The sequence below is a fragment of the Paenibacillus sp. J22R56 genome (assembly GCF_056269375.1).
On record NZ_JBWDNV010000007.1, the window covers coordinates 311,587 to 334,142 of the forward strand.

The 22,556-nt window shown below is 47.2% G+C and carries 21 protein-coding genes and 1 other annotated feature; of the genes, 1 reads left to right on the top strand and 20 read right to left on the bottom strand.

The genetic code is table 11. The features are described 5' to 3' along the window. Nucleotides 1–28: 28 nt before the first annotated feature. The 8 genes from carB to lspA all read right to left on the bottom strand — a co-directional run bounded on the left by carB (nucleotide 29) and on the right by lspA (nucleotide 10,522). The gene (carB, locus tag AC0YNT_RS18570) at nucleotides 29–3,247 is read right to left on the bottom strand and encodes a carbamoyl-phosphate synthase large subunit (protein WP_475805973.1); all 3,219 of its coding nucleotides are present in this window, start codon (nucleotides 3,245–3,247) and stop codon (nucleotides 29–31) included. Continuing rightward, nucleotides 3,234–4,379 carry a carbamoyl phosphate synthase small subunit gene (locus AC0YNT_RS18575; RefSeq protein ID WP_475805974.1) on the bottom strand — a complete coding sequence of 382 codons (1,146 nt, stop codon included), beginning with the start codon at nucleotides 4,377–4,379 and terminating at the stop codon, nucleotides 3,234–3,236. Before AC0YNT_RS18575 ends, carB begins: the two co-directional genes overlap by 14 nt. Nucleotides 4,380–4,410: 31 nt before the next feature. After that, nucleotides 4,411–5,703, bottom strand: a complete 1,293-nt coding sequence (locus AC0YNT_RS18580; protein ID WP_475805975.1) for a dihydroorotase — start codon at nucleotides 5,701–5,703, stop codon at nucleotides 4,411–4,413. A 31-nt stretch (nucleotides 5,704–5,734) separates the two neighbouring features. Further along, complete coding sequence (locus AC0YNT_RS18585) at nucleotides 5,735–6,640, bottom strand: aspartate carbamoyltransferase catalytic subunit (protein ID WP_475806062.1); 906 nt, start codon at nucleotides 6,638–6,640, stop codon at nucleotides 5,735–5,737. Next, nucleotides 6,637–7,206: a bifunctional pyr operon transcriptional regulator/uracil phosphoribosyltransferase PyrR gene (gene pyrR / locus AC0YNT_RS18590; protein WP_475805976.1), complete on the bottom strand. Its 570-nt coding sequence runs from the start codon at nucleotides 7,204–7,206 to the stop codon at nucleotides 6,637–6,639. Before pyrR ends, AC0YNT_RS18585 begins: the two co-directional genes overlap by 4 nt. A 502-nt stretch (nucleotides 7,207–7,708) precedes the next feature. Further along, a complete protein-coding gene (locus tag AC0YNT_RS18595; protein WP_167277778.1) occupies nucleotides 7,709–8,944 on the bottom strand; it encodes an LL-diaminopimelate aminotransferase in 1,236 nt (411 codons plus the stop codon). A 131-nt stretch (nucleotides 8,945–9,075) separates the two neighbouring features. Further along, entirely contained in the window at nucleotides 9,076–10,020 is a 945-nt protein-coding gene (locus AC0YNT_RS18600) for an RluA family pseudouridine synthase (RefSeq protein ID WP_475805977.1), read from the bottom strand. Beyond that, nucleotides 10,001–10,522: a signal peptidase II gene (gene lspA / locus AC0YNT_RS18605; protein ID WP_475805978.1), complete on the bottom strand. Its 522-nt coding sequence runs from the start codon at nucleotides 10,520–10,522 to the stop codon at nucleotides 10,001–10,003. The genes AC0YNT_RS18600 and lspA overlap by 20 nt, the downstream gene beginning before the upstream one ends. A gap of 167 nt (nucleotides 10,523–10,689) precedes the next feature. Here lspA and AC0YNT_RS18610 point away from each other — a divergent pair, with 167 nt between their 5' ends. Next, nucleotides 10,690–11,400 (top strand): TraR/DksA C4-type zinc finger protein, encoded by a 711-nt coding sequence (locus tag AC0YNT_RS18610; RefSeq protein WP_475805979.1) that lies wholly within the window; start codon nucleotides 10,690–10,692, stop codon nucleotides 11,398–11,400. A 45-nt stretch (nucleotides 11,401–11,445) separates the two neighbouring features. On the opposite strand, the gene AC0YNT_RS18615 is transcribed toward AC0YNT_RS18610, so the two are convergent. From AC0YNT_RS18615 to spoIIGA, 12 genes are all read right to left on the bottom strand, one after another. Then, nucleotides 11,446–11,715, bottom strand: coding sequence for a DUF5665 domain-containing protein (locus tag AC0YNT_RS18615; RefSeq protein WP_415639924.1), 270 nt, complete (start codon nucleotides 11,713–11,715; stop codon nucleotides 11,446–11,448). 239 nt (nucleotides 11,716–11,954) lie between these two features. Further along, nucleotides 11,955–15,044: an isoleucine--tRNA ligase gene (ileS, locus tag AC0YNT_RS18620; protein ID WP_475805980.1), complete on the bottom strand. Its 3,090-nt coding sequence runs from the start codon at nucleotides 15,042–15,044 to the stop codon at nucleotides 11,955–11,957. Nucleotides 15,045–15,156: 112 nt separating this feature from the next. Continuing rightward, nucleotides 15,157–15,433: a binding site (T-box leader), on the bottom strand. A 65-nt stretch (nucleotides 15,434–15,498) separates the two neighbouring features. After that, nucleotides 15,499–16,029, bottom strand: a complete 531-nt coding sequence (locus tag AC0YNT_RS18625; RefSeq protein ID WP_475805981.1) for a DivIVA domain-containing protein — start codon at nucleotides 16,027–16,029, stop codon at nucleotides 15,499–15,501. 101 nt (nucleotides 16,030–16,130) lie between these two features. Further along, nucleotides 16,131–16,910, bottom strand: coding sequence for a YlmH family RNA-binding protein (locus tag AC0YNT_RS18630; protein WP_475805982.1), 780 nt, complete (start codon nucleotides 16,908–16,910; stop codon nucleotides 16,131–16,133). A 13-nt stretch (nucleotides 16,911–16,923) separates the two neighbouring features. After that, nucleotides 16,924–17,175 (bottom strand): YggT family protein, encoded by a 252-nt coding sequence (locus AC0YNT_RS18635; protein WP_091183423.1) that lies wholly within the window; start codon nucleotides 17,173–17,175, stop codon nucleotides 16,924–16,926. Between the two features lie 28 nt (nucleotides 17,176–17,203). Next, a complete protein-coding gene (locus AC0YNT_RS18640; protein WP_167277760.1) occupies nucleotides 17,204–17,665 on the bottom strand; it encodes a cell division protein SepF in 462 nt (153 codons plus the stop codon). 3 nt (nucleotides 17,666–17,668) lie between these two features. Next, complete coding sequence (locus AC0YNT_RS18645; RefSeq protein WP_475805983.1) at nucleotides 17,669–18,397, bottom strand: YggS family pyridoxal phosphate-dependent enzyme; 729 nt, start codon at nucleotides 18,395–18,397, stop codon at nucleotides 17,669–17,671. 4 nt (nucleotides 18,398–18,401) lie between these two features. Next, entirely contained in the window at nucleotides 18,402–19,256 is an 855-nt protein-coding gene (gene pgeF, locus AC0YNT_RS18650; protein WP_475805984.1) for a peptidoglycan editing factor PgeF, read from the bottom strand. Nucleotides 19,257–19,289: 33 nt separating this feature from the next. Then, nucleotides 19,290–19,568, bottom strand: coding sequence for a PRC-barrel domain-containing protein (locus AC0YNT_RS18655; protein ID WP_441894780.1), 279 nt, complete (start codon nucleotides 19,566–19,568; stop codon nucleotides 19,290–19,292). A 152-nt stretch (nucleotides 19,569–19,720) separates the two neighbouring features. After that, complete coding sequence (sigG, locus tag AC0YNT_RS18660; protein WP_167277752.1) at nucleotides 19,721–20,503, bottom strand: RNA polymerase sporulation sigma factor SigG; 783 nt, start codon at nucleotides 20,501–20,503, stop codon at nucleotides 19,721–19,723. A gap of 105 nt (nucleotides 20,504–20,608) precedes the next feature. Continuing rightward, the gene (gene sigE / locus AC0YNT_RS18665; RefSeq protein ID WP_167277749.1) at nucleotides 20,609–21,331 is read right to left on the bottom strand and encodes an RNA polymerase sporulation sigma factor SigE; all 723 of its coding nucleotides are present in this window, start codon (nucleotides 21,329–21,331) and stop codon (nucleotides 20,609–20,611) included. Nucleotides 21,332–21,381: 50 nt separating this feature from the next. After that, entirely contained in the window at nucleotides 21,382–22,305 is a 924-nt protein-coding gene (gene spoIIGA, locus AC0YNT_RS18670) for a sigma-E processing peptidase SpoIIGA (protein ID WP_475805985.1), read from the bottom strand. Nucleotides 22,306–22,556: the final 251 nt, after the last annotated feature.

The window sequence follows — 22,556 nt, forward strand, 5'->3', positions numbered from 1 at the left end:
GGCGCTGGCCGTACTTTCATCTATTCAATTACTTCTGAAGCACCGGCATAGGGCGCGAGGAGAAGTTGATCGACTCGAGCATCTTAAGCAAAGCACGAACCGTATCAAGCGATGTCATACATACAACACCGTTCTCTACTGCTTCACGGCGGATACGGAATCCGTCACGCTCAGGTGTTTTACCCTTCGTCAAGGTATTCACAACGAATTGTGCTTCACCTTCACGGATCAGGTCAAGAATGTTTGGAGCGCCTTCGCTCAGCTTGTTCACACGTCTTACACGCATGCCTGTAGCTTCAAGCGTATCAGCCGTTCCGCCTGTTGCAATAATTTTGTAGCCCAGATCGTAGAAGCCGCGAAGCAGTTCAGTCGCTTCTTCTTTATCTTTATCAGCCACTGTTGCAACGATAGCACCGGACATTGGAATTTTCATTCCTGCGCCAATCAAGCCTTTGTACAAAGCTTTCGCATAATTCTCGTCGCGTCCCATAACCTCACCCGTCGATTTCATCTCTGGAGTCAGTGTAGGGTCAACGCGGCGCAGCTTCGCGAAGGAGAATACCGGTACTTTAACCGATACATAGCTGTCTTCACGCCATAGGCCGTCTACATAACCAAGGTCAGCCAGCTTTGTGCCAAGGATCGCTTTTGTTGCCAGGTTCGCCATTGGCAGATCCGTTACTTTGCTCAGGAACGGTACAGTACGGGACGAACGTGGGTTAACTTCGATTACATATACTTTTTCATTGAAGATAACGAATTGGATATTTACAAGACCAACAACATTCAGTGCTTTTGCGATTTTAATGGTAATGTCGACGATTTGGTTCTTGATATCGTCGGACAGTGATTGCGGAGGATATACCGCGATCGAGTCACCGGAGTGAACGCCTGCGCGCTCGATATGTTCCATAATACCAGGGATCAGAACAGTCTCGCCGTCGCAGATCGCGTCAACTTCCGCTTCTTTACCCAGCATGTAACGGTCAATCAGAACCGGATGCTCTGGGTTGATTTTCACAGCTACTTCCATGTAGCTCAGAAGCTCTTCATCCGAGTATACGATCTCCATCGCACGGCCGCCAAGGACGTAGGAAGGACGAACAAGTACAGGATAGCCGAGTTTTTGTGCTGTTTCTACCGCTTGGTCAACCGAAGTTACCGTGCTGCCTTCTGGCTGTGCGATATCCAAGCTGCGAAGCAAAGCTTCGAATTTCTTACGGTCTTCCGCTGCGTCGATGCTCTCAAGGCTCGAGCCCAGAATGCGTACGCCAGCTTTTGTAAGTGGGGCAGCAAGATTGATTGCTGTTTGGCCGCCGAACTGTACAATTACACCGATTGGTTTCTCTTGCTCAATAACGTTCATTACGTCTTCGAAGAACAATGGCTCGAAGTACAGACGATCTGATGTGCTGAAGTCCGTCGATACAGTCTCCGGGTTATTGTTGATAATAACCGCTTCATAACCAGCGTTTTGAATCGCCCATACGGCATGTACAGTCGAATAGTCGAACTCGATACCCTGACCGATACGGATTGGTCCAGAACCAAGTACGAGTACTTTCTCTTTGCTCGATTCAGTTACTTCATTCTCTGTCTCATATGTCGAGTAGTAGTAAGGCGTCGTTGCTTCAAACTCAGCGGCGCAAGTATCTACCATTTTGTATACCGGATTGAAGCCCAGCTCTTTACGGAACGCGCGAATGTCATGCTCGTTCGTATGGCTGCCGTTCGGGAAGCCTTCCTTACGGATCTCAGCGATCGAACGGTCGGAGAAGCCTTTGCGTTTCGCTTCATATAGCGTCTCACGCGACAGGGCAACTTCTCTGCGGATTTGATCTTCGAATTCAACGATACCTTGGATTTTGTCCAGGAACCACCAGTCGATCTTCGTCAAATCTTGAATATCTTGCAGCTTGTAACCACGGCGGAATGCTTCCGCTACAAGGAACATACGCTCGTCATCCGGCTTAGCCAGACGTGTTTGCAGAACAGCGTCATCAAGTAGTACAGCTTCCTTCAGGTGAATACGATGTGCGCCGATCTCAAGCGAACGAACCGCTTTGTGCATCGATTCTTCGAAAGTACGGCCAATGGCCATAACTTCGCCTGTAGCTTTCATTTGCGTGCCAAGCTTACGGTTCGCGTTAACGAACTTATCGAAAGGCCAGCGCGGAATTTTCGATACGATATAGTCAAGGGTTGGTTCAAACATAGCGTATGTTTGACCTGTTACCGGGTTAACAAGTTCGTCCAGCGTATAGCCGATTGCAATCTTCGCAGCCATCTTCGCGATTGGGTAACCAGTCGCTTTCGATGCCAGCGCCGACGAGCGGCTAACACGTGGGTTAACTTCGATTACATAGTATTGGAAGCTAAACGGATCAAGTGCGAACTGAACGTTACAGCCGCCTTCGATGTTCAGGGCGCGAATGATCTTCAGCGATGCCGAACGAAGCATTTGATACTCGCGGTCGGACAATGTTTGCGAAGGAGCCACTACGATACTGTCGCCAGTATGAACACCTACTGGGTCAAAGTTCTCCATGTTGCAGACAACGATACAGTTATCGTTCGCATCACGCATAACTTCATATTCAACTTCCTTCATGCCTGCGATCGATTTCTCGATCAAGCACTGGCTGATTGGGCTGTAACGAATACCTGAAGCAACTGTTTCACGAAGCTCTTCTTCATTCGCACAGATACCTCCGCCAGTACCACCAAGTGTATAGGCTGGACGAACGATAATTGGATAGCCGATTTCATTGGCAAAAGTTACTGCTTCTTCTACCGTTGTTACGATAACGCTCTCTGGTACAGGCTGCTCCAGCTCACGCATCAGGTCGCGGAACAAGTCACGGTCTTCTGCTTTCTCGATTGCAGTCAGCTGTGTACCAAGAAGCTTAACGTTTTCTGCTTCCAGAACGCCTGCGCGTGCCAGTTCAACGGCCATGTTCAGACCAGTCTGGCCGCCAAGCGTTGGCAAGAGGCCATCTGGACGCTCTTGGCGAATGATTTGCGATACGAAATCAAGTGTAATTGGCTCGATGTATACTTTATCAGCCATGTTTGTATCCGTCATGATTGTTGCAGGGTTGCTGTTGATCAGAACGACTTCATAGCCTTCTTCTTTCAACGCTTGGCAAGCTTGCGTACCAGCATAGTCGAACTCTGCCGCTTGTCCGATGACAATCGGGCCGGAGCCGATAACGAGAATTTTTTTGAGTTCATTATTTTTGGGCATATTGAAGTTCTCCTTTCAATGTTGCCGCCAGCACAGCTTGACGTGGTTTTTGCGGGTTGTTCTGTTTGTGTTCGCGGATCATATCCAGGAATTCATCGAACAGATAGCTGGAATCAAATGGACCTGGTGCTGCTTCTGGATGGTATTGTACCGAGAATGCAGGGTATTTGTTATGTTTCAGACCTTCGATTGTCTTATCATTGTTGTTGATATGTGTAACTGACAGCTCTGTGCTGTTGATTGAATCTTCAAGAACGGTGTAGCCATGGTTCTGCGAAGTGATGTAGCAGCGTCCGCTGGCAAGTTCTTTAACCGGATGATTGCCGCCGCGATGGCCGAATTTCAATCTTGTTGTGTCAGCGCCGCAAGCCAGTGCAAACAATTGGTGGCCAAGGCAGATGCCGAAGATCGGGAACTCGCCGAGCAGCTCGGAGATCATTTTTACCGCGTAAGGAACGTCTTTCGGATCCCCAGGGCCATTGGACAGCTGAATACCGTCTGGTGCCAAGCGGCGGATCTCTTCAGCCGTTGTGTTATGTGGAACAACTACTACGTCGCAGCCACGTTTCGTCAGCTCGCGCAGAATACCGCTCTTCGCTCCGAAGTCAACGAGTACGATACGCTCGCCAAAGCCTGGGCTTGAGAATACGGATTTTGTAGATGTGCGTGCTACTTGATCGATCATCAGGCTAGAAGTACCGATGCGCTCTTGAAGCTCTTCAATGCGCTCGTTACCAGTAGTCAGAATGCCTTTCATCGTACCATGCTGACGAAGAATACGAGTCAGCATACGAGTATCGATGCCAGTAATACCTGGAATGTTGTATTCCTTCAGCAGATCACCAAGGGAATATTGTGCACGCCAGTTGCTTGGTACCGGCTCATAACGGCGTACTACAAAACCATGAATGCTTGGGCTGATCGATTCAAAGTCATCACGGGAAATCCCGTAGTTGCCGATCAGTGGGTAAGTCATTGTTACGATTTGTCCACAGTAGGACGGATCGGACAATACTTCTTGGTAACCCGTAATACCTGTATTAAAAACAACTTCTCCCAACGTTTGCGTATCCGCGCCGAAAGATTGTCCTGTAAACAACGTTCCGTCTTCCAACAATAATCTTGCTTGCATCCGTATCACTCCTCAGGTCTTCGTTTGTCTATTAGTTAGCGGATTCGTTATATACGACTTTGCCGTCAACGATCGTTGCTACCGTCCAGCCTTGCAGCTTCCACCCGCCAAACGGGGTGTTGTTGCTCTTCGATGCGAAGGTAGAAGGATCTACCTCACGCTCGTTATCCAGATCAACGATTGTAATATCAGCCGGTGCCCCTTGTTCCAGACGTCCTGTCGGAAGTCCGAATACGCGAGCAGGGTCACCAGTCATGCGGTCAAGCAGGAAGCCAAGCGTCCATTTGCCTGTCAGCACGAACTTCGTGTAAAGCAGCGGGAAAGCTGTTTCGAAGCCTACGATACCAAAAGGTGCAAGCTGCATGCCACGAGCTTTCTCTTCCGCGCTGTGTGGTGCATGGTCGGTTACGATCATATCGATCGTACCGTCTTCAAGCGCCTCGATAACTGCTTCTACATCACGCGGAGTACGAAGCGGCGGATTCATTTTCCAATTCGAATCCATGCCTGGAATATCTTCATCCGACAGCACCAGGTGATGCGGACAAACCTCAGCTGTTACACGTACGCCGATTTGCTTCGCAAGACGGATCAGGCGAACCGATTGCTCAGTGCTGACATGGCATACATGGTAGTGAACGCCTGTTGCTTCAGATAGCAGAACATCGCGGCCGACATGAATCGCTTCCGATTCGTTCGGAATGCCTTTCAGCCCATGCTTACGGGCGAAGGCGCCTTCGCTTACATACAAGCCTTCAACCAATGTGTTGTCTTCGCAGTGTGCAATAATTGGCATATTCATCGATTGTGCCAGTGCCATAGCGTCCTTCATCATTTGCGCACTTTGAACACCAACACCGTCATCCGTGAAGCCAATTGCTCCCGCTTCTTTCAAAGCAGCAAAGTCTGTCAATTCGCGGCCGAGCTGGTTCTTTGTAATCGCCGCATAAGGAAGAACCTTTACGACACCTTCCGTAGCGTTCTTATCCAAAATGTATTTCACCGTTTCAGGAGTATCTACTGAAGGACGGGTGTTCGGCATACAAGCGATTGTTGTAAATCCGCCTTTAGCAGCCGATCTAGTACCTGTCGCGATATCTTCTTTATATTCAAAGCCCGGGTCACGCAGATGGACGTGCATATCGATGAAGCCCGCCGACACCAGCTTCCCAGCCGCATCAATCACTTCAGCAGATCCTGTATCAGGTGTTACAGAGCCGTCTACGATCTCTGCAATTTGTTCGCCTTCAAGGCGGATATGTTTCTTTTGCAAGCTTCCAGAAGCGTTATCCCATACGTTACCGTTAATAATCCATACTGACATTGTTTTGTTCACCTTCCGGATTTTATTCGTGTTAGCTCAGTGCACGTTCTACAACTGCCATCCGAATCGGTACGCCATTTGCCATTTGCGGGAAAATGCGTGATTGCGAATGCTCTACAAGTTCATCGTCGATCTCAACGCCGCGGTTGATTGGAGCCGGGTGCATGATAATCGCATGCTCAGCGAGCTTACTTGCGCGCTCGACCGTCAGGCCAAACTGCTCGCGGTAAGCTTCTGCCGAGTTCAGCATGCCGCTCTCATGGCGCTCCAGCTGTACGCGGAGCATCATGACCACATCAGCTTTCAGTGCCTCTTCCATCGTTACATATGGAACGTCGAGCTCAGGAGCCTTCATGTTGCCTGGCGAGCAGAACTGAACTTTCGCACCAAACTTGCGAAGCGCCCACAGGTTCGAGCGTGCGACACGGCTGTGCAGAACGTCTCCGATAATGGATACCGTTAGACCATTCAGATTGCCGAATTGTTTGCGCATTGTATATAAATCAAGCAGTGCCTGTGTAGGATGCTCGTTATTACCGTCACCAGCGTTAATCAGCGGTACTTGAATTTTCGTTGCGAGCTCAGCAAGTACACCAATTGGTTTCAACCGGATGATTCCCACATCGATTCCCATCGATTCAAGTGTGCGGACCGTATCATAGATCGATTCGCCCTTCTGTACACTTGATACAGCCGCCGAGAAGTTCAGCACTTCCGCTCCAAGACGTTTCTCTGCTACTTCGAATGAGAATCTTGTTCTTGTGCTGTTCTCGAAGAACATGTTCGCTGCGAATTTGCCCTGCATAGTAGTATGCACTTTGTTTGGATGCTGCTCCCAGTAAGCTGCGCGGTCCAAAATTGTTTCAATTTCTTCTTTGCTAAGATCTTTTAGTCCAAGCAAACTACGTTGTTTAAGTTGTGTCATCGTCGTCATCAGACCTGCCCCCTCTGGTGTATGATCATGACTTGGTCCTTCAGATCGATTTCCGTTAACGAGACGTCAATTTGTTCTTGCTTGGAGGTCGGCACATTCTTACCGACATAATCGGGCCGAATCGGAAGCTCCCGGTGGCCTCTGTCTACCAGTACAGCCAGTTGGATGCTTTGCGGTCTTCCGCGATCCATAAGTGCATCCATCGCTGCCCGGATCGTGCGACCGGTGAACAGCACATCATCACACAAGATAACTTTCTTATCATGCGCGGAGAATAGTTCCCCATTCAGATCACCGATAACAGCAGCCATTTCGACACTTGCATCCACAGAAGCTTTTCGGTCGTCGCGGTAAGATGTAATGTCGAGCTCACGGACTTCAACCGGCTTGCCTTCGATATCTTGGATACGTTCCGCAATTCGTCTTGCCAGGTAAATCCCTCTAGTAAGAATGCCGATCAGAACGCAGTCATCAATGCCTTTGTTCTTCTCCACGATCTCGTGAGCGATTCTTGTGAGTGCTCTTCGGATCGCTGTCTCGTCCATTATGACCAGATGCTCTTCCTCCACCGTTTGCCGCCTCCCTCGTTATGGATAATCAATCGCGCACATCAGCAAGGAGACAAAAAAAGCTCCTTGCTAACAACGCAAGGAGCCTGAGACCAGCCATACATAGAGGGTCAACTCAGCCGCCGCTATCCCAGCAGGATACGGTTCAGGCTAAGGCCCCTGTTCTATGTATGGCAGATCTGTTATTCACGCTACCTTGCCAGCCTCTCTGGGCTGATTTAAAGGTACTGCCATATATCAAAAGAATTGTACCGTGTTCGACAAAAGATGTCAAGAGGGTTTGTTGGTTTAATAACAAACTGCGCATTCGAATGTTCTTTCAACCGCTGTTGCTTGGGAATTCCTGTTAACAATTTAATATGGTGTGAATCCCCCAAGCAAAGGCGGACGCTCCGCTTTTCAAGAAACATTCGAAATGCTTCGTTTGAATTAAACCAACTATAAAAGGAAGAAAAAAACGGCCGTACAGATTTAATTCTGCACGGCCGTTCATTAATACCTATTAGAGGGACAGGTTGCGGATACGTTCTACAGCTTTCTCCGTGTTCTCACGGGAACCGAAGGCTGTAAGGCGGAAGTAACCTTGACCGCTTTGACCGAAGCCAACGCCTGGTGTACCTACGATGTTTGCTTCCGACAGAAGCTTATCGAAAAATGCCCAGCTGTCCATGCCGTTTGGTGTTTTGAGCCAGATGTATGGAGCATTAACGCCTCCGAATACTTCAAGACCGATCGAAGCAAGTCCGTCACGGATAATGCCTGCGTTTGTCATGTAGTAGTCAACAAGTGCTGCGATTTGTTCTTTGCCTTCCGGCGAGTAGATCGCTGCTGCACCACGTTGCGTTACATAAGATACACCATTGAATTTAGTTGTATGACGGCGATTCCACAGATCGTTAATCAGCACTTCATTGCCGTTCGCATCTAGGCCTTTCAGCTTGCGAGGAACGACTGTGTAAGCACAACGTACGCCAGTGAAGCCTGCAGTCTTCGAGAAGCTGCGGAATTCGATAGCCACTTCGTCAGCGCCTTCGATTTCGTAGATGCTGTGTGGTACGTCATCCTCTTGGATGAACGCTTCATAAGCCGAATCATACAAAATAATGCAGTTATTTTCTTTTGCGTAATCAACCCATTTTTTCAGCTCTTCTTTAGAAAGAGTCATACCTGTTGGGTTGTTCGGGTAGCAAAGGTAGATGATATCTACTTTACGGTCAGGAAGGCTAGGCGTGAAGTTGTTCTCCGCATTGCAATCCAGGTATACGATATTCTCGTAACGGTTAGTCTCTTTGTTGAATTTACCGGAGCGGCCAGCCATAACGTTGGTGTCCACATATACCGGATAAACAGGATCTTGTACCGCCACAATGCTGTTCGTGCTGAAGATTTCTTGAATGTTACCAACGTCACATTTCGAGCCATCGCTGACGAATACTTCATTCGTTTGAATGTTGATGCCGCGAGCTTTATAGTCATTCTCGATGATCGCGTTGATCAGGAAGTCATAACCTTGCTCAGGGCCATAGCCTCGGAAAGAACCTGGCACAGCCAGTTCGTCAACTGCCGCATGCATCGCTTTTGTTACAGCTTCAGGCAGGCCGCGAGTTACGTCGCCAATACCAAGGCTGATAATTTCAGCATTTGGATTTTCTTGCACAAATTTCGTGCGGCGTTTAGCGATTTCGGAGAACAAGTAGCTGCCTTGCAGCTCTGTATAGTTGTGATTAATTGCTGTCATGAATGGTCACCGTTCCTTTTGCGATATGATAGTAAGCTAAGGATAGCTTACTTTTCACGTCGAAATAATGAAGAATTTGCTGAAATGTTTGTACTTTTCCGCACATGCCTCTAAATAGAGTTCCCCGCTTATTAGCGCAAACGCAGCGAATTAATGACATGCTCCATATCACCAGGAATAGGTACCTCGAATTCCAGAAACTCCCCTGTCCGGGGATGCTTAAACCCTAATAATGCAGCATGTAAGGCTTGACCTTTAAGGGCCACTGTCTTATTGCGTCCATAAACCGGATCACCAGCGAGCGGATAACCGATATATTTCAAATGAACACGAATTTGATGAGTACGTCCTGTTTCTAGCTGCAGCTCTACAATTGTATAATCCACCAGACGCTCCAGCACAACAAAATGAGTAACGGAATGCTTACTGTTCTTCTCTGTTACAGTGAACAGCTTCCGATCATTCTGATCACGTCCGATAGGTGCATCTATTGTTCCTTGATCATGCGGTAAATTGCCATGAACAAGTGCAATATATTTGCGCGATACCGTATGCACTTTCAATTGTTCAGCAAGCGATACGTGAGCAAGGTCATTTTTCGCTGCCATCAATAATCCTGACGTATCTTTATCAATTCGGTGAACGATACCTGGACGAAGAACACCATTGATGCCAGACAAATCCTTGCAATGATACATCAACGCATTAACGACAGTACCAGATGAATGCCCAGGTGCGGGGTGAACAACCATTCCTCTTGGTTTATTAATTACAATGACATCCGAGTCTTCGTACACAATATCAAGCGGAATATTCTCCGCTGCAATTGCCGCATCTTCCGGTTCTGGGATACGAACGACTGCTTGATCGCCGGATGACAATTTATAGTTGGACTTAACTATATTTCCATTAACCCGTACAGCTCCAGCCTTAATCCATTCCTGCACCTGTGTACGGGATATCGCATCATCATTCATACTGTCTGTTATAAATTTATCGATACGTTCCCCAGCCTGTTCAGGCGTCGCCTCATATTCCAATAGTTCTTCAGTTTCATTAAATTGGTTGCTGTTCATGCTCGTTTTTGTCCTTATCCTCTCTGTTGCCAATTCGTTTAGAATCTTCCTTCGAATTCAGCAAGGTGTCAATTATAATACAAGCCACGCCTACACAAATAGCGGAATCCGCTATGTTAAAGATAGGGAACGTATAGCTGCCGAAATTAAACATCAGGAAATCAACGACTTCACCATAAACGGCACGATCAAGAAAATTGCCGAATGCTCCGCCAAGCACTAATCCAAGACCGGTCAGAAGCCAAGCTTTACCGGAATTTCTGGAAATGTGAATATACCAGCCGATGGCACTGACAATGATGATGGTAATGATGATGAAAAATGCTCTCTGTTCCTGTAAAATGCTAAATGCTGCGCCGCGGTTCCGATACGAGGTAATTATAAAGAAATTGCCGATCACGCTAATCTGCTCGCCGATTTCAAGTTGAGCAGCAATCATTTTTTTCGTGATAAGGTCCAGCACAAATGCCACTATCGCGATCCAGTAATAATAAAAACGCATCGTATCCCTCCTAGTTTGTACCAAACTATTGTATTGTAGCATAACGTTCGTCTATTGAGCCAGTAGTACCGTTTCCAACGAAGTCCTTTATAAAAAAAGACGGTTTGTGAACACTATAGCGTAGATGTTGAACGACATACCTAATCCATCTAAGGAAGGTGCAATCGATGCCGAATGCAACAGCTGCCCAGCTTGCACATCTCCGCAGCCGACTTGAAGCTGAGAAAAGGGAGCTCGAGGAACGATTATCCCAAAACGAGCATAATGGTCTCGCCTCTTCCCTGCGTGATAATACAGGTGAGCTATCGCCAATAGATAACCATCCAGCCGATCTGGGGACTGAAATGTTTGAACGCTCGAAGGATCTGGCTTTACTTGAGCAAGAGGATCTTCATTTAGCCCGTATTGCCGATGCCTTGGAGGCATTAGATAATGGAAGCTACGGCCAATGCCGTGCATGCGGCCAGCCAATTCCTTATGAACGACTTGAAGCCCTGCCTGATTCGTTGTATTGCGTCGAGCACGCACCACGCCAAGAGCTTTCCCATCACAGGCCGGTAGAAGAAGAATTTCTAGCTCATCCTTTTGGCCGATCAAGCCGGGATGACGATGATTATAACGGCTTTGACGGTGAAGACGCCTGGCAAATTGTTGAGCAATGGGGTACTGCAGAATCGCCGGCTACGTCTGAGAACGCCAATGTTGGTGATTATGACCATATTGGTATCGAAGCAGATGAGAACGACGGCTTTGTGGAATCATTCGAAAGCTTCGTGGCAACCGATATAACCGGTAATCATGTCTCCGTTATTCGCAATCGCCACTACAAACAGTATATGGACCATAATGAAGGCGATCATGAGCTCGAGGAGCAATAATAAAAAGGCGGCGGTGCTTGGCACCGCCGCCTTTTTGCTGCTATTTTAATACATCTTGCCCTCCAACTGGCTTTGTACAATCCTAACAATATCCGCAATGTAATCACCAATGATAGGCAAGTTCAGCGCACCTAAAATTCGCAGCACATATAAGATTGTCGCCGCAAAGAAAGTAAAACCAATCGCGAGGCCTACACCTTTTGCGAGACCTGCCAGCAAATTACGCCACAAAAGCCGAATGGGATGATTTAGCAAATCTACATATTCTGCGATTTGAGTCCGCTCCATATTCGTAGCGATTTTGCTCAGACGCATATCTAATTTGCTTAATTTACTTTCAAGTGTTTCTTCATCGTCTGGTTTCTTATTTTCGTTTTCCGACTCATCGTTCAATTTAATACGGACCAAGTGGCGTCCCCCTTTGCAAAGCGTTAACGGTCGGAACCGATTAGGAACCATCCGCTTGCTATAAGGAAAAGGAGCCTTGTGATAAGGCACTCCTTTTTTGTGGCCATGCTCCTTATACTATATCCCGAACTGCCGTGTCGATATGCCTATCCGCGGACAAGAATGCCGATTTCTTTGTCGCCAAGCTGCACGCGTTCCATAACTTCTGCCGATTCATACGAAACACTGTTTAACAAGATATTGTCATTCAGTACATTGCTGAATGCTTGAAGAGCTGCTTGAAGCTCTGCGTCAACATCAAGTGCCAGATCAATCCGTTTTTCGATTGGAAGATCAAGCTTCTTACGAGTGTCCTGAACCGCACGAATGACTTCACGCACCCAACCTTCCTGCTCAAGCTCTGGCGTAATATCTGTGTTGAGAGCAACTGTAACACCGCTAGCCGAAGCAGAAGCAAAACCGGATTTAGCTTGTTTCTCGACAAGCAGCTCTTCCGTTGTTACGGTAATCGCTTCGCCTTCTGCCGAAGTGAATACAAGGCTTCCAGAAGTAACAGCCTCGCGAGTAGCTTCCGCTGCCAATCCTTTCAGATACGCTTGGATAGGACCAACATGCTTACCGTATTTTTTGCCCGCCACTTTCAGGTTAAGTTTCAAAGAGAAGTCTACAAAAACGCTGTCGCTGTTTTGAACCACAATGGTCTTCACGTTGATCTCGTCTTTGATAATATCCTCATACTCTGCTACAGCAAAGTCACGGTCAAGCGATACGATCAGCTCTGACAAAGGCTGGCGAGTCTTGATACCCGTCTCATTCCGTACGTTACGCGCAAGCTCAACGATTTGCTTCGCACTGTCCATATCACGCTCCAGTGTCTCATCAATAGCCGCTTCGTCCGCTGTCGGATAATCGGCAAAGTGAACGCTAGACTCTCCTCCAAGATTACCGTACACATCTTCTGCAAGCAGTGGTGCATATGGTGCGATAACACGTGAGAGCGTCAGCAAAACATGGCGCAGCGTTTGGTAAGCAGCAATTTTATCCTCGGTAAGACCACTTCCCCAGAAACGGTCACGCGAACGTCGGATGTACCAGTTGCTCAGCTCATCAACGAAGATCTCGATTGCTTTCGCGGCGTTCAAGAAGTCATTAACTTCGAGACCTTTCACTACGTTCTTGATCAGGCTGTTCAGACGGGATACAATCCAGCGGTCCAGCTTACTTGTGGATGGACGCTCTGGATGATCAGCCGGGTTAAAGCCGTCAATGGAAGCGTATAACGCGTAGAACGCATGTGTGTTTACGATCGTATCGATAACCTTCGATTTCGCTTCGCCCACAATGCCGCGTGAGAAGCGTTTGCTGTTCCATGGTGCACTATCTGCAAGAAGTGCCCAACGGAAGGCATCCGTACCGTATTCATTGATGATTTCCCAAGGATCGATAACATTGCCCTTCGACTTGGACATCTTTTGACCGTTCTCATCAAGGATATGGCCTGTCGAGATAACTGCTTTGTATGGCGCTTTGCCATTGTACAGCGTCGAAACAGCCAGCAAGCTGAAGAACCAGCCGCGCGTTTGGTCGATACCTTCACAGATCATATCTGCCGGGTATTGCTCAGCAAACTCTTCGGCATTCTCGAATGGATGATGCTGCTGTGCAAATGGCATCGAACCGCTGTCGAACCATACATCGATAACTTCAGAAGTACGAGTCATCACAGCGCCTTCCTGGAATGGCGACTTCAGCTTGATCTCATCCACATACGGCTTATGAAGCTCGATATCTTCTGGCACAAAGTCTACGGCACGCTCGCGCAGGTCAGCAATGCTGCTAGGTGCATATTCTTTACCCGTTGCTTCACATACCCAAACATTAAGCGGCGTTCCCCAATAACGGTTCCGGCTGATATTCCAATCCACCAAGTCTTCAAGGAACTTGCCAAAGCGTCCTTCGCGGATATGACTTGGGTACCAGTCTACTGTGCTGTTGTTAGCGATCAATTGCTCTTTCACTTTTGTTGTTTCGATGAACCAGCTCTCTGTCGCATAGTACAGAAGCGGTGATTTACAGCGCCAGCAGAATGGATAGCTGTGCTCATAACGCTCTTTGGAATAGAGCAATCCACGCTCGCTGAGCATTTTAACAATGTCAACATCGCAGTCTTTAACGAATTTGCCAGCCAAATCCGTCACTTCATCTACGTAACGGCCAGCGTTATTTACTACACTCAGCATGCTAATGCCGTTCTGACGGGCTACTTTATAGTCATCCTCACCATGTGCTGGTGCGATATGAACGATACCGGTACCACTTGTGTCGCTGACAAAGTCACCAGGGATAACAATGTGACCTTTTTCAATTGGTACATAGCGGAATGGAGGCTCATAAGAAAGACCAACAAGCTCCGAACCTTTCACCGTCGAGAGTGTCTCATAACCTTCCTTAAGCACGCTCTCTGCCAGGTTTTGAGCGACGATGTATACTTCACCGTCTTTGGATGCGCGGATATAATCCAGCTCCGGATTTACTGCCAGAGCAACGTTCGCCGGCAATGTCCAAGGTGTAGTCGTCCATGCAAGAATGGACTCGCCATTGCTGAGCTTGAATTTAACCGTTGCACTTAAATCTTTTACATCTTCATAGCCTTGTGCAACCTCATGCGAACTCAGTGTCGTTTGGCAGCAAGGGCAGTACGGGCTTACGCGATGTCCGCGATACAGAAGACCTTTGCTGTGAATCGTCGACAGGATATGCCATACGCTTTCGATGTACTCATTTTTCAAAGTGATATATGGGTTATCGAGATCTGTCCAATAAGCAATTGCTTCTGTCAGTTCACGCCATTGCTTCTCATACACGAACACGCTGTCTTTACACTTCTTAATAAATTCCTCAACACCATACTTCTCGATCTCTTGCTTGCCGGAAATACCAAGCTGCTTCTCAACGCCAAGCTCTACCGGCAGACCGTGAGTATCCCAACCGGCTTTACGGACGACACGGTAGCCCGACATCGTTTTGTAACGGCCGATAAAGTCCTTAATTACGCGGCCAAGCACGTGACCGATATGTGGTGCACCATTGGCTGTTGGCGGGCCTTCATAGAAGACATAGTTTGGTTTACCTGTACGGTTCTCGATCGATTTCTTGAACGTATCGTTCTCTGCCCATTGCTGCAGAATACGCAATTCCCGGGCTCTTGCTTTTTCTTTGACATCTACTCTTTGCATTATCCATGACCTCCTAAAAAGAATTAGAACTTTAACAACACAATTCAGGTTGTTCGTGATGATTCTTACTTCGTAAGCGTTAGCTTAACAAACAAAAAAGCCCCGTCCCTGTAAAAGGGACGAGGCTTAGCTCGCGTTACCACCCTTGTTCCGTAGTCCACGTTGAATGAATCAACCGACTGCGGCACCTTGGCGCGAATGAACAATTCGCGGTCCCTGTAACGGGGGACAAACCGTCAGCTCTTAATGATGCAACCACTATGGATCACATGTTCAGCACTGCTTCTCGGAGATGATTTTCCGAATCGGTTCGAACGCCGCTTCTCAGCAATCAACGGCTCTCTGGTGGACGAACTTAGAATCGTACTCGTTCTCGTCAATGAGTTTGAATCAACTACCATTCAATTACTATTATTTATAGCTTATCGCCGCTGCGATGTCAAATGTCAAATGCCTATCCGCGCTGTAAATGTTCAGCCGTCAGATGAGTTACCGTTGACGATGAGTGAGAAATCTGCTGACTCTCGGCATTTAACGAGTCCCAGCCTTCTTGACCAAGCAGCTCAAGCTGAGCTTCTACCAGGGTACGGAAACGAGCACGATAGATTGAGGCTTGCTTCTTGAGCTCTTCCACCTCAAGCGATACTTTGCGTGATTTGGAAAGCGACTCGTTAATAATACGATCTGCGTTCTTCTCTGACTCTTTTATAATAAGCTGCGCTTCTTTCTTAGCATTACTACGCACTTCGTCTGCAGCTTCTTGAGCGACGATAATCGTCTTACTGAGGGTTTCTTCGATATTCGAGAAGTGATTCAATCTCTCCTGAAGACCCAAAATCTGGTTCTGCAGTTCCTTGTTCTCGCGAATAACCGATTCGTAATCCTTGATTACCTGATCGAGGAATTCATTCACTTCATCCTCGTCATACCCGCGTAATCTTCGTCCAAATTCCTTGTTATGTATGTCCAATGGCGTCAACGGCATTGGCGCACCTCCTCAACGTATTTGCCGCATTCGCGGATGTACTCGGAATTATTCGTTGTTGGAATGAATTTCGACAGTTCTTTCCAAAATCCTGCAACGAATCAAATAAATTTACCAACCTTGACGCGAATTCTTCCCTTTTTCGTCATGCCATCAATTTCCAACACCTTAAACCTTCCAAGCCCCTTAAAGGATACAACATCTCCCAGTTTGAGCTGTTCTGACGGATTCTCGGATGTCTTCCAGTTAACTCTGCATCTGCCTGCACGGATGGGATCCACAATCTTAGTCCGGCTGATACGGTAGACGTCGCTAGCGATTCCATCAAGCCGCATGGAAGCGACTGTGAAGGACAATTCTTGAAGGGCAGGTACAACGGGCTTAAGCTCAGTGATGGGAATTATTTCCGTAAGTACGCTCGCACGATGCACTTGTCTTAAGTGTACATTTAAGTAATCGGCAATTTCGTCCAAAACAATTATATGCGAGTAGTCCTCATGTACATGAATATCTCCAATTCGATCACGTTTGACGCCGAGACCGAGCAATGCGCCCAGGTAATCGCCGTGATCAAGATCCAGATGAGTACCTCCGCCATCTACGGCCAGGATGGATAAACCAATCGGCTCATCATCCAAATAACGGTATTCCGGTCCAATAATGGCTCTGCATCGCTCAGCCTCCGGATAACCGCCTGCCAGGCGAAGCTGTACGTCTGGATTCCGATTTGCAAGCATCTGCACAATCTCTGCTTGCCTCGGATCTAAAAAATCGGTCCGCTTCAGCTCATGAAGCTGCGCGGACCGTTCAACCCACTCCATGGCCCGGTCTACAAAAGGTTTCTCATCCGGATGGAAATGCTCGTATAATGTTGGCTTCATAGAATGCCCTTCCTTAGAACATGTTCAGAATGAAATCGACAACAGCATAGAGACCGTAAGCAATAAAGCGCAAAGCAAAGATTGCTATAATCGGTGAAATATCAAGCATGCCGCCAATCGGTGGAATAAATCTGCGGAAAATACCAAGATACGGCTCCACCAGTTTGCCCAGCCATACACCAATAAAGCTCTCACGAGCATTAGGCAGCCAGGACAACAATACATAACCAATAATCATAAAGCTGTAAATATTCTGGATGTTCATTATCAAACCATAGACGTCCAAATCAAGGTCACCTCATCTTATTGTAATCAATATCCTCTGCCAGCATTTCTGTAATGGCGCCTTGAATTTCCACGGAATCCGGTGTACATAGGAAGATGTTTGGCCCAAGTTTCGAAATGTGGCCGTTAAGCGCATATACGGTACCGCTTAAAAAATCAACGATCCGCACAGCCAAATCTGTACGCACACGCTGCAGATTGACAATAACCGCCCGGCGAGAACGCAAATGGTCGGCAATATCCTGTGCTTCATCGTATGAGCGCGGCTCGCTTAATACGACTCGGACACTCTTTTGCGAATGAATACTCACAATATTGTTGTTATTACCGCCTTTGGTGTTTCTACGTGATTCGAACGGAGAAGTTTCAACCTCTTGTTCTTCTGATTGTGGAGTTACCTTCTCACGCTCTACAACTTCTTCTTCCTCTTGAAGGCCTAAAAAGTTCATAAACCGGTTCATGACACTCATCGATTATCCCTCTTTTCCTACTAATATCGTTCCCAAACGGATCCAGGTTGCACCTTCTTCAATCGCAACCTCGAAATCTCCCGACATCCCCATCGACAATTCCGTCATCGGTTCAGAGAGTAGTTCACGCTTGTTCATCTCATCCCGAAGCTCTCGCAAAGCACGAAATACAGGTCTTGTCTCCTCCGCTTCCGTCTCATACGGAGCCATCGTCATAAGTCCGATAATGCGCAGAGATGATAATTCCTTAAGCTCTGTTAAAAGGACCGGCAGTTGCTCCGGTTCAATACCATGCTTGGAATCTTCACCTGACACATTAACCTGGACGAAACATGGAACGGTAATACCTAGCTGGGAAGCCCTTTTATCAATCGCCTGTGCCAAAGACAAACGATCGATCGAATGTATGTATGTAAATTTCCCAATGACGTCCTTCACTTTGTTCGTCTGCAGCGACCCGATAAAATGCCATATGGCTTGTCCACTGCCTTCGCCTGTATCCTTGCCGCTAATGGCTTCCCACTTGTCCTTAGCGTCCTGCCAACGATTCTCGCCGAGATGCTGAAGTCCTAACTGATAGGCAGCCTCCGCTGTTTCCAGCGACACATACTTTGTTACCGCAATAATGTTTACATCTTCACGGCTGCGGCCGCTTCTCTCGCAAGCTTCTGCGATCCGACGCTCCACCTCTTCTATTCTTCCAGATAATGCTGTTTTAATCGTATTCGTCATTCGATCACCTTTCCCGGATACCGATCCAGCTGGCCATACGGCCAGTTTTGCCGCCTTCCTTCCGGTGGGAGAAAAACTGATCACTGCTGCATCCTGTGCACCACTCGGATAATTCGATATGAATCGGCAAAATTCCTGCTTTAAGCATAATATGTCGGTTAATTTGTTTTAAGTTTACCATAGCTTTACCGTTTTCCACCAATGTAAGCATAGATTCAGGGGCAGAATTTACTACGTTTGCGAGTTCTTGTACGAGCGGCTGCAACTTATCAATGACAAAACCGTCGACTTCATAACAGCAGTCATCAATCGACGGACCTATAGCACAGCGAATCTGTTCGGGCTTTGACCCGTATTGCTTCTCCATCGCTTCAATTGTCCGTATCGCAATTTGCTGAACCGTGCCCTTCCACCCTGCATGGGCAAGCGCAACCGCTTGATGCTCCGGGTCATAGAAATACAAAGGAACACAGTCCGCGTAAAATGATGCAAGCAGCACACCTGGCACGTTCGTAATAAGTGCGTCCGTATCTGCAATGGCTGAAGCTCGTGACAGCCGGCCCATCCCCCGCTCCGCTTCCGTAACGGCGAATACATCACTGCCATGCACCTGTTCCCCGCACGTCCAAGCCTCAAATGGCCAATCTATCGCTTCGGCAATTAGCTGACGGTTACGTACAACGTCTGCATCCTGATCACCAACATGCAGACCTACATTAAGAGAAGCCCAAGGTTCTTCACTTACTCCACCGTTTCTGCTTGTAAAACCAGCCGTCAAATATTCATTTTGTTCCATCCATGTTGGCAATAAAAAAAGCGAAGGTCCCTTCGCCGAAAGTACAGATTTAAACGATTCCATACGGGCACTCACCTCTGTAAGCAGTTTACCCTGTTATGAGCGGGCGTGCAAATCTTCGTCCTCAAGTTTCTTATTCGATTCATCCATTCGGACAAGCACGACGTCTGCCCCGATTTTAACAATATTACGCCACGGGATAACGACCTCTGTCCCGCCGCTTCCGAACACACCTAGAAATCTTGTGTACTGGGGAATAACAATTGCATCGATACGACCTTGACGCAGATCAAGCTCCAGATCGCTGACTTGCCCTAGCTTTTTGCCGTCCACAATATTAATAACATCCTTCGTTTGAAAATCCGATATCTTCATTTGCACATCACCTTTCACTTGAACGGGATGAACATCCTCTCTTATCTATATGTACAAAACGCCCAAAATGTCCTGTTCGGACAAAAAAACAAGTTAGCTTGTTCGCCTGAACAAGAACTGGAACATGAAAAAACGGTGCCAAGTGGCACCGTTCAAGTCTTAACATGTTTTTGCATTTGTTGGATAGCTGATTTCTCCAGCCTGGATACCTGTGCTTGTGAAATGCCGATTTCGTCAGCAACTTCCATTTGCGTCTTTCCTTCGAAGAAACGCATCGACAAGATCATTTTTTCACGATCGTTTAATTTATGCATCGCTTCACGAAGTGCAATTTCTTCAATCCAGGATACGTCTTTGTTCTTGTCATCACTTATTTGATCCATTACATAAATCGGGTCACCGCCGTCATGATAGATCGGCTCGAACAAGGAGACCGGATCTTGAATCGCGTCCAGCGCGAATACAACATCTTCCTTTGGTACATTCAGCGCTTCTGAAATTTCAAAAATCGTTGGTTCACGCGAGTTTTGATTCGTCAGGCTGTCACGCACCTGAAGCGCTTTGTAGGCAATATCCCTTAAGCTCCGCGATACACGGATCGGATTATTGTCACGTAAGTAACGGCGAATTTCACCGATAATCATCGGCACGGCATAGGTGGAAAATTTGACGTTCTGGCTAAGGTCGAAATTATCGATCGCCTTCATAAGTCCAATGCAGCCGACCTGGAATAAGTCGTCTACAAACTCTCCCCTGTTATTAAACCGCTGAATAACACTAAGAACCAGTCTTAAATTGCCGTTAACTAATTTCTCTCTGGCTGCCCATTCGCTCTTGGTTTGTAATGCGGTGAACAGCTCCCGCATCTCGGCGTTTGTAAGGACAGGCAGTTTCGAAGTATCCACTCCACAGATCTCGACTTTATTTCGGGTCAACGTGATTACCTCCCAAGGAGAAACATTAATGTACATTATCTCCCTGGACCCCTATTTTATTCTTCCAAAACAGGGGTATCTGTTGCCCCATAATTGGGTATAACATTACACCATTTTGTTAAATTCCTTACGCAGCCGCTTAATGATACGTTTTTCCAGACGTGAAATATAAGACTGGGAAATGCCCAAAAGATCGGCAACATCCTTCTGTGTTTTTTCTTCACCATCGGCGAGTCCAAAGCGCAGTTCCATAATAATACGCTCCCGCTCCGACAGCTTATCGAGTGCTTTATGGAGCAGTTTTCGGTCTACCTGCTCTTCAATATTCCGGTAAATGGTATCATTTTCTGTACCAAGCACATCAGACAACAGCAGCTCATTGCCATCCCAATCAATGTTAAGTGGTTCATCAAAGGATACTTCCGTCCGCGTCTTGCTATTCCTCCGGAGGTACATAAGTATTTCATTCTCAATACAACGAGATGCATAAGTCGCAAGCTTAATCTTTTTCTCAGGATCAAAGGTGTTAACTGCTTTAATAAGTCCAATTGCACCGATAGATACCAGATCTTCAATATGGATGCCTGTATTCTCGAATTTTCGCGCAATATAAACGACCAGACGCAGGTTGCGTTCGATCAGCATGGCACGAATCGCCGTATCGCCGGATGGAAGCTTATCGAGTAAATATTCCTCTTCTTCACGGGTCAAGGGCGGAGGAAGTGCTTCGCTGCCGCCAATATAATAGATTTCTTCGCTTTTTAATCCGAATAAAAACAAAACACGATAATAATATAACTGCAGGGTTAATTTCCACTTGACGAGCATCTGGCCCATCCCTCCCCAAATTGATGTATCCGTTCATCTTCTTTATCCAATCATTGGCTGTTCTGAACGAGTGACGGATGGATTATCGCTTGGTAAGCGCTGTCTGACGAAAGTTTACCGCCGTCGATGCCGACCAGCACCTTCCGTGAAACGTACACTTGCCCTTCCCGCTCAATCTGAACAAAATCCGGTTTGAGCGCCAGCATAAATTGTGAACCACGATTGATCCCTCTGTAGGGTACAAGTCGCAGCCGATCCTGCCAGACGAAGTTTTCTTCGCCAAGTCCTGCTACCAGTCTATCTACCTGTGCATCGCGTATGCTCTTTAACCATGATTCTGGTAAATCGTCTTGCCATATGTTCGCTTCCACAACCATAACTGGTGTCCGGGTTAACGGATCATACAGTTGATTGCCTGTGTCGATCAGTCCGGTGCAGGTATGCTGCCGGTCGCCGATTTGAATTTTCACCTCGGCCAAATGTGTTCTCACCAGCTCCCTCTCGCGCCGCTGAACATAAACAGAGCGGTATATGTAAATGCCGATACTAAATGCAGCGAGCACATAAATAAATCCCATCTTCAGCTCAACCTGCATACCGCCATTTATAAAGGTGATCGTACGCCATACTTCGCCTGAGCCCTGCATTAGCAAGTAATGAATCCCGATGATCGCTCCGGCGGCAACAAAGTTAACCGTATAAAAGGCAGCGATGTTTCGGAAAAAGTTTTGTATGGAAGAAAATCCAAACGCAACCCATAGCATCAGGAGAGAAATCGGTATTTTGACGGCTAATGTAAATAAAATTGATAGTGGTGGAAAAAGCATAAGAATGACATAACCAGCGCCAATGCTCGCTGCAGTCAGCACCCGCCAAGGACGTGCACGGATATGGCGGACCCAAGCAGTCGTGAGCAATATACTGCCGTCAACAAGCATTTCCCGCACAAACATGACATCGACATAAACAGCCACAGCTTCACCTTCCAGCGGGTTCGAACGACAGAAACGTTTACTCTCCCTCCGGAGAGAACGATTGAACCTAGTATATAAAAATCCTATTTCAAAGTCTGTCTAAACATGACGGCATGACATAGCTTTTTTTGTCGAGGGTAAAATGGGAGTTTATAGGGCTGATGGGTTGTTGATTATTCTACAATATGGTATCTTTATCCATATGAATCGCATGGTCGTGAGGCACACGCCACGTTTTTAGGAACTATTTT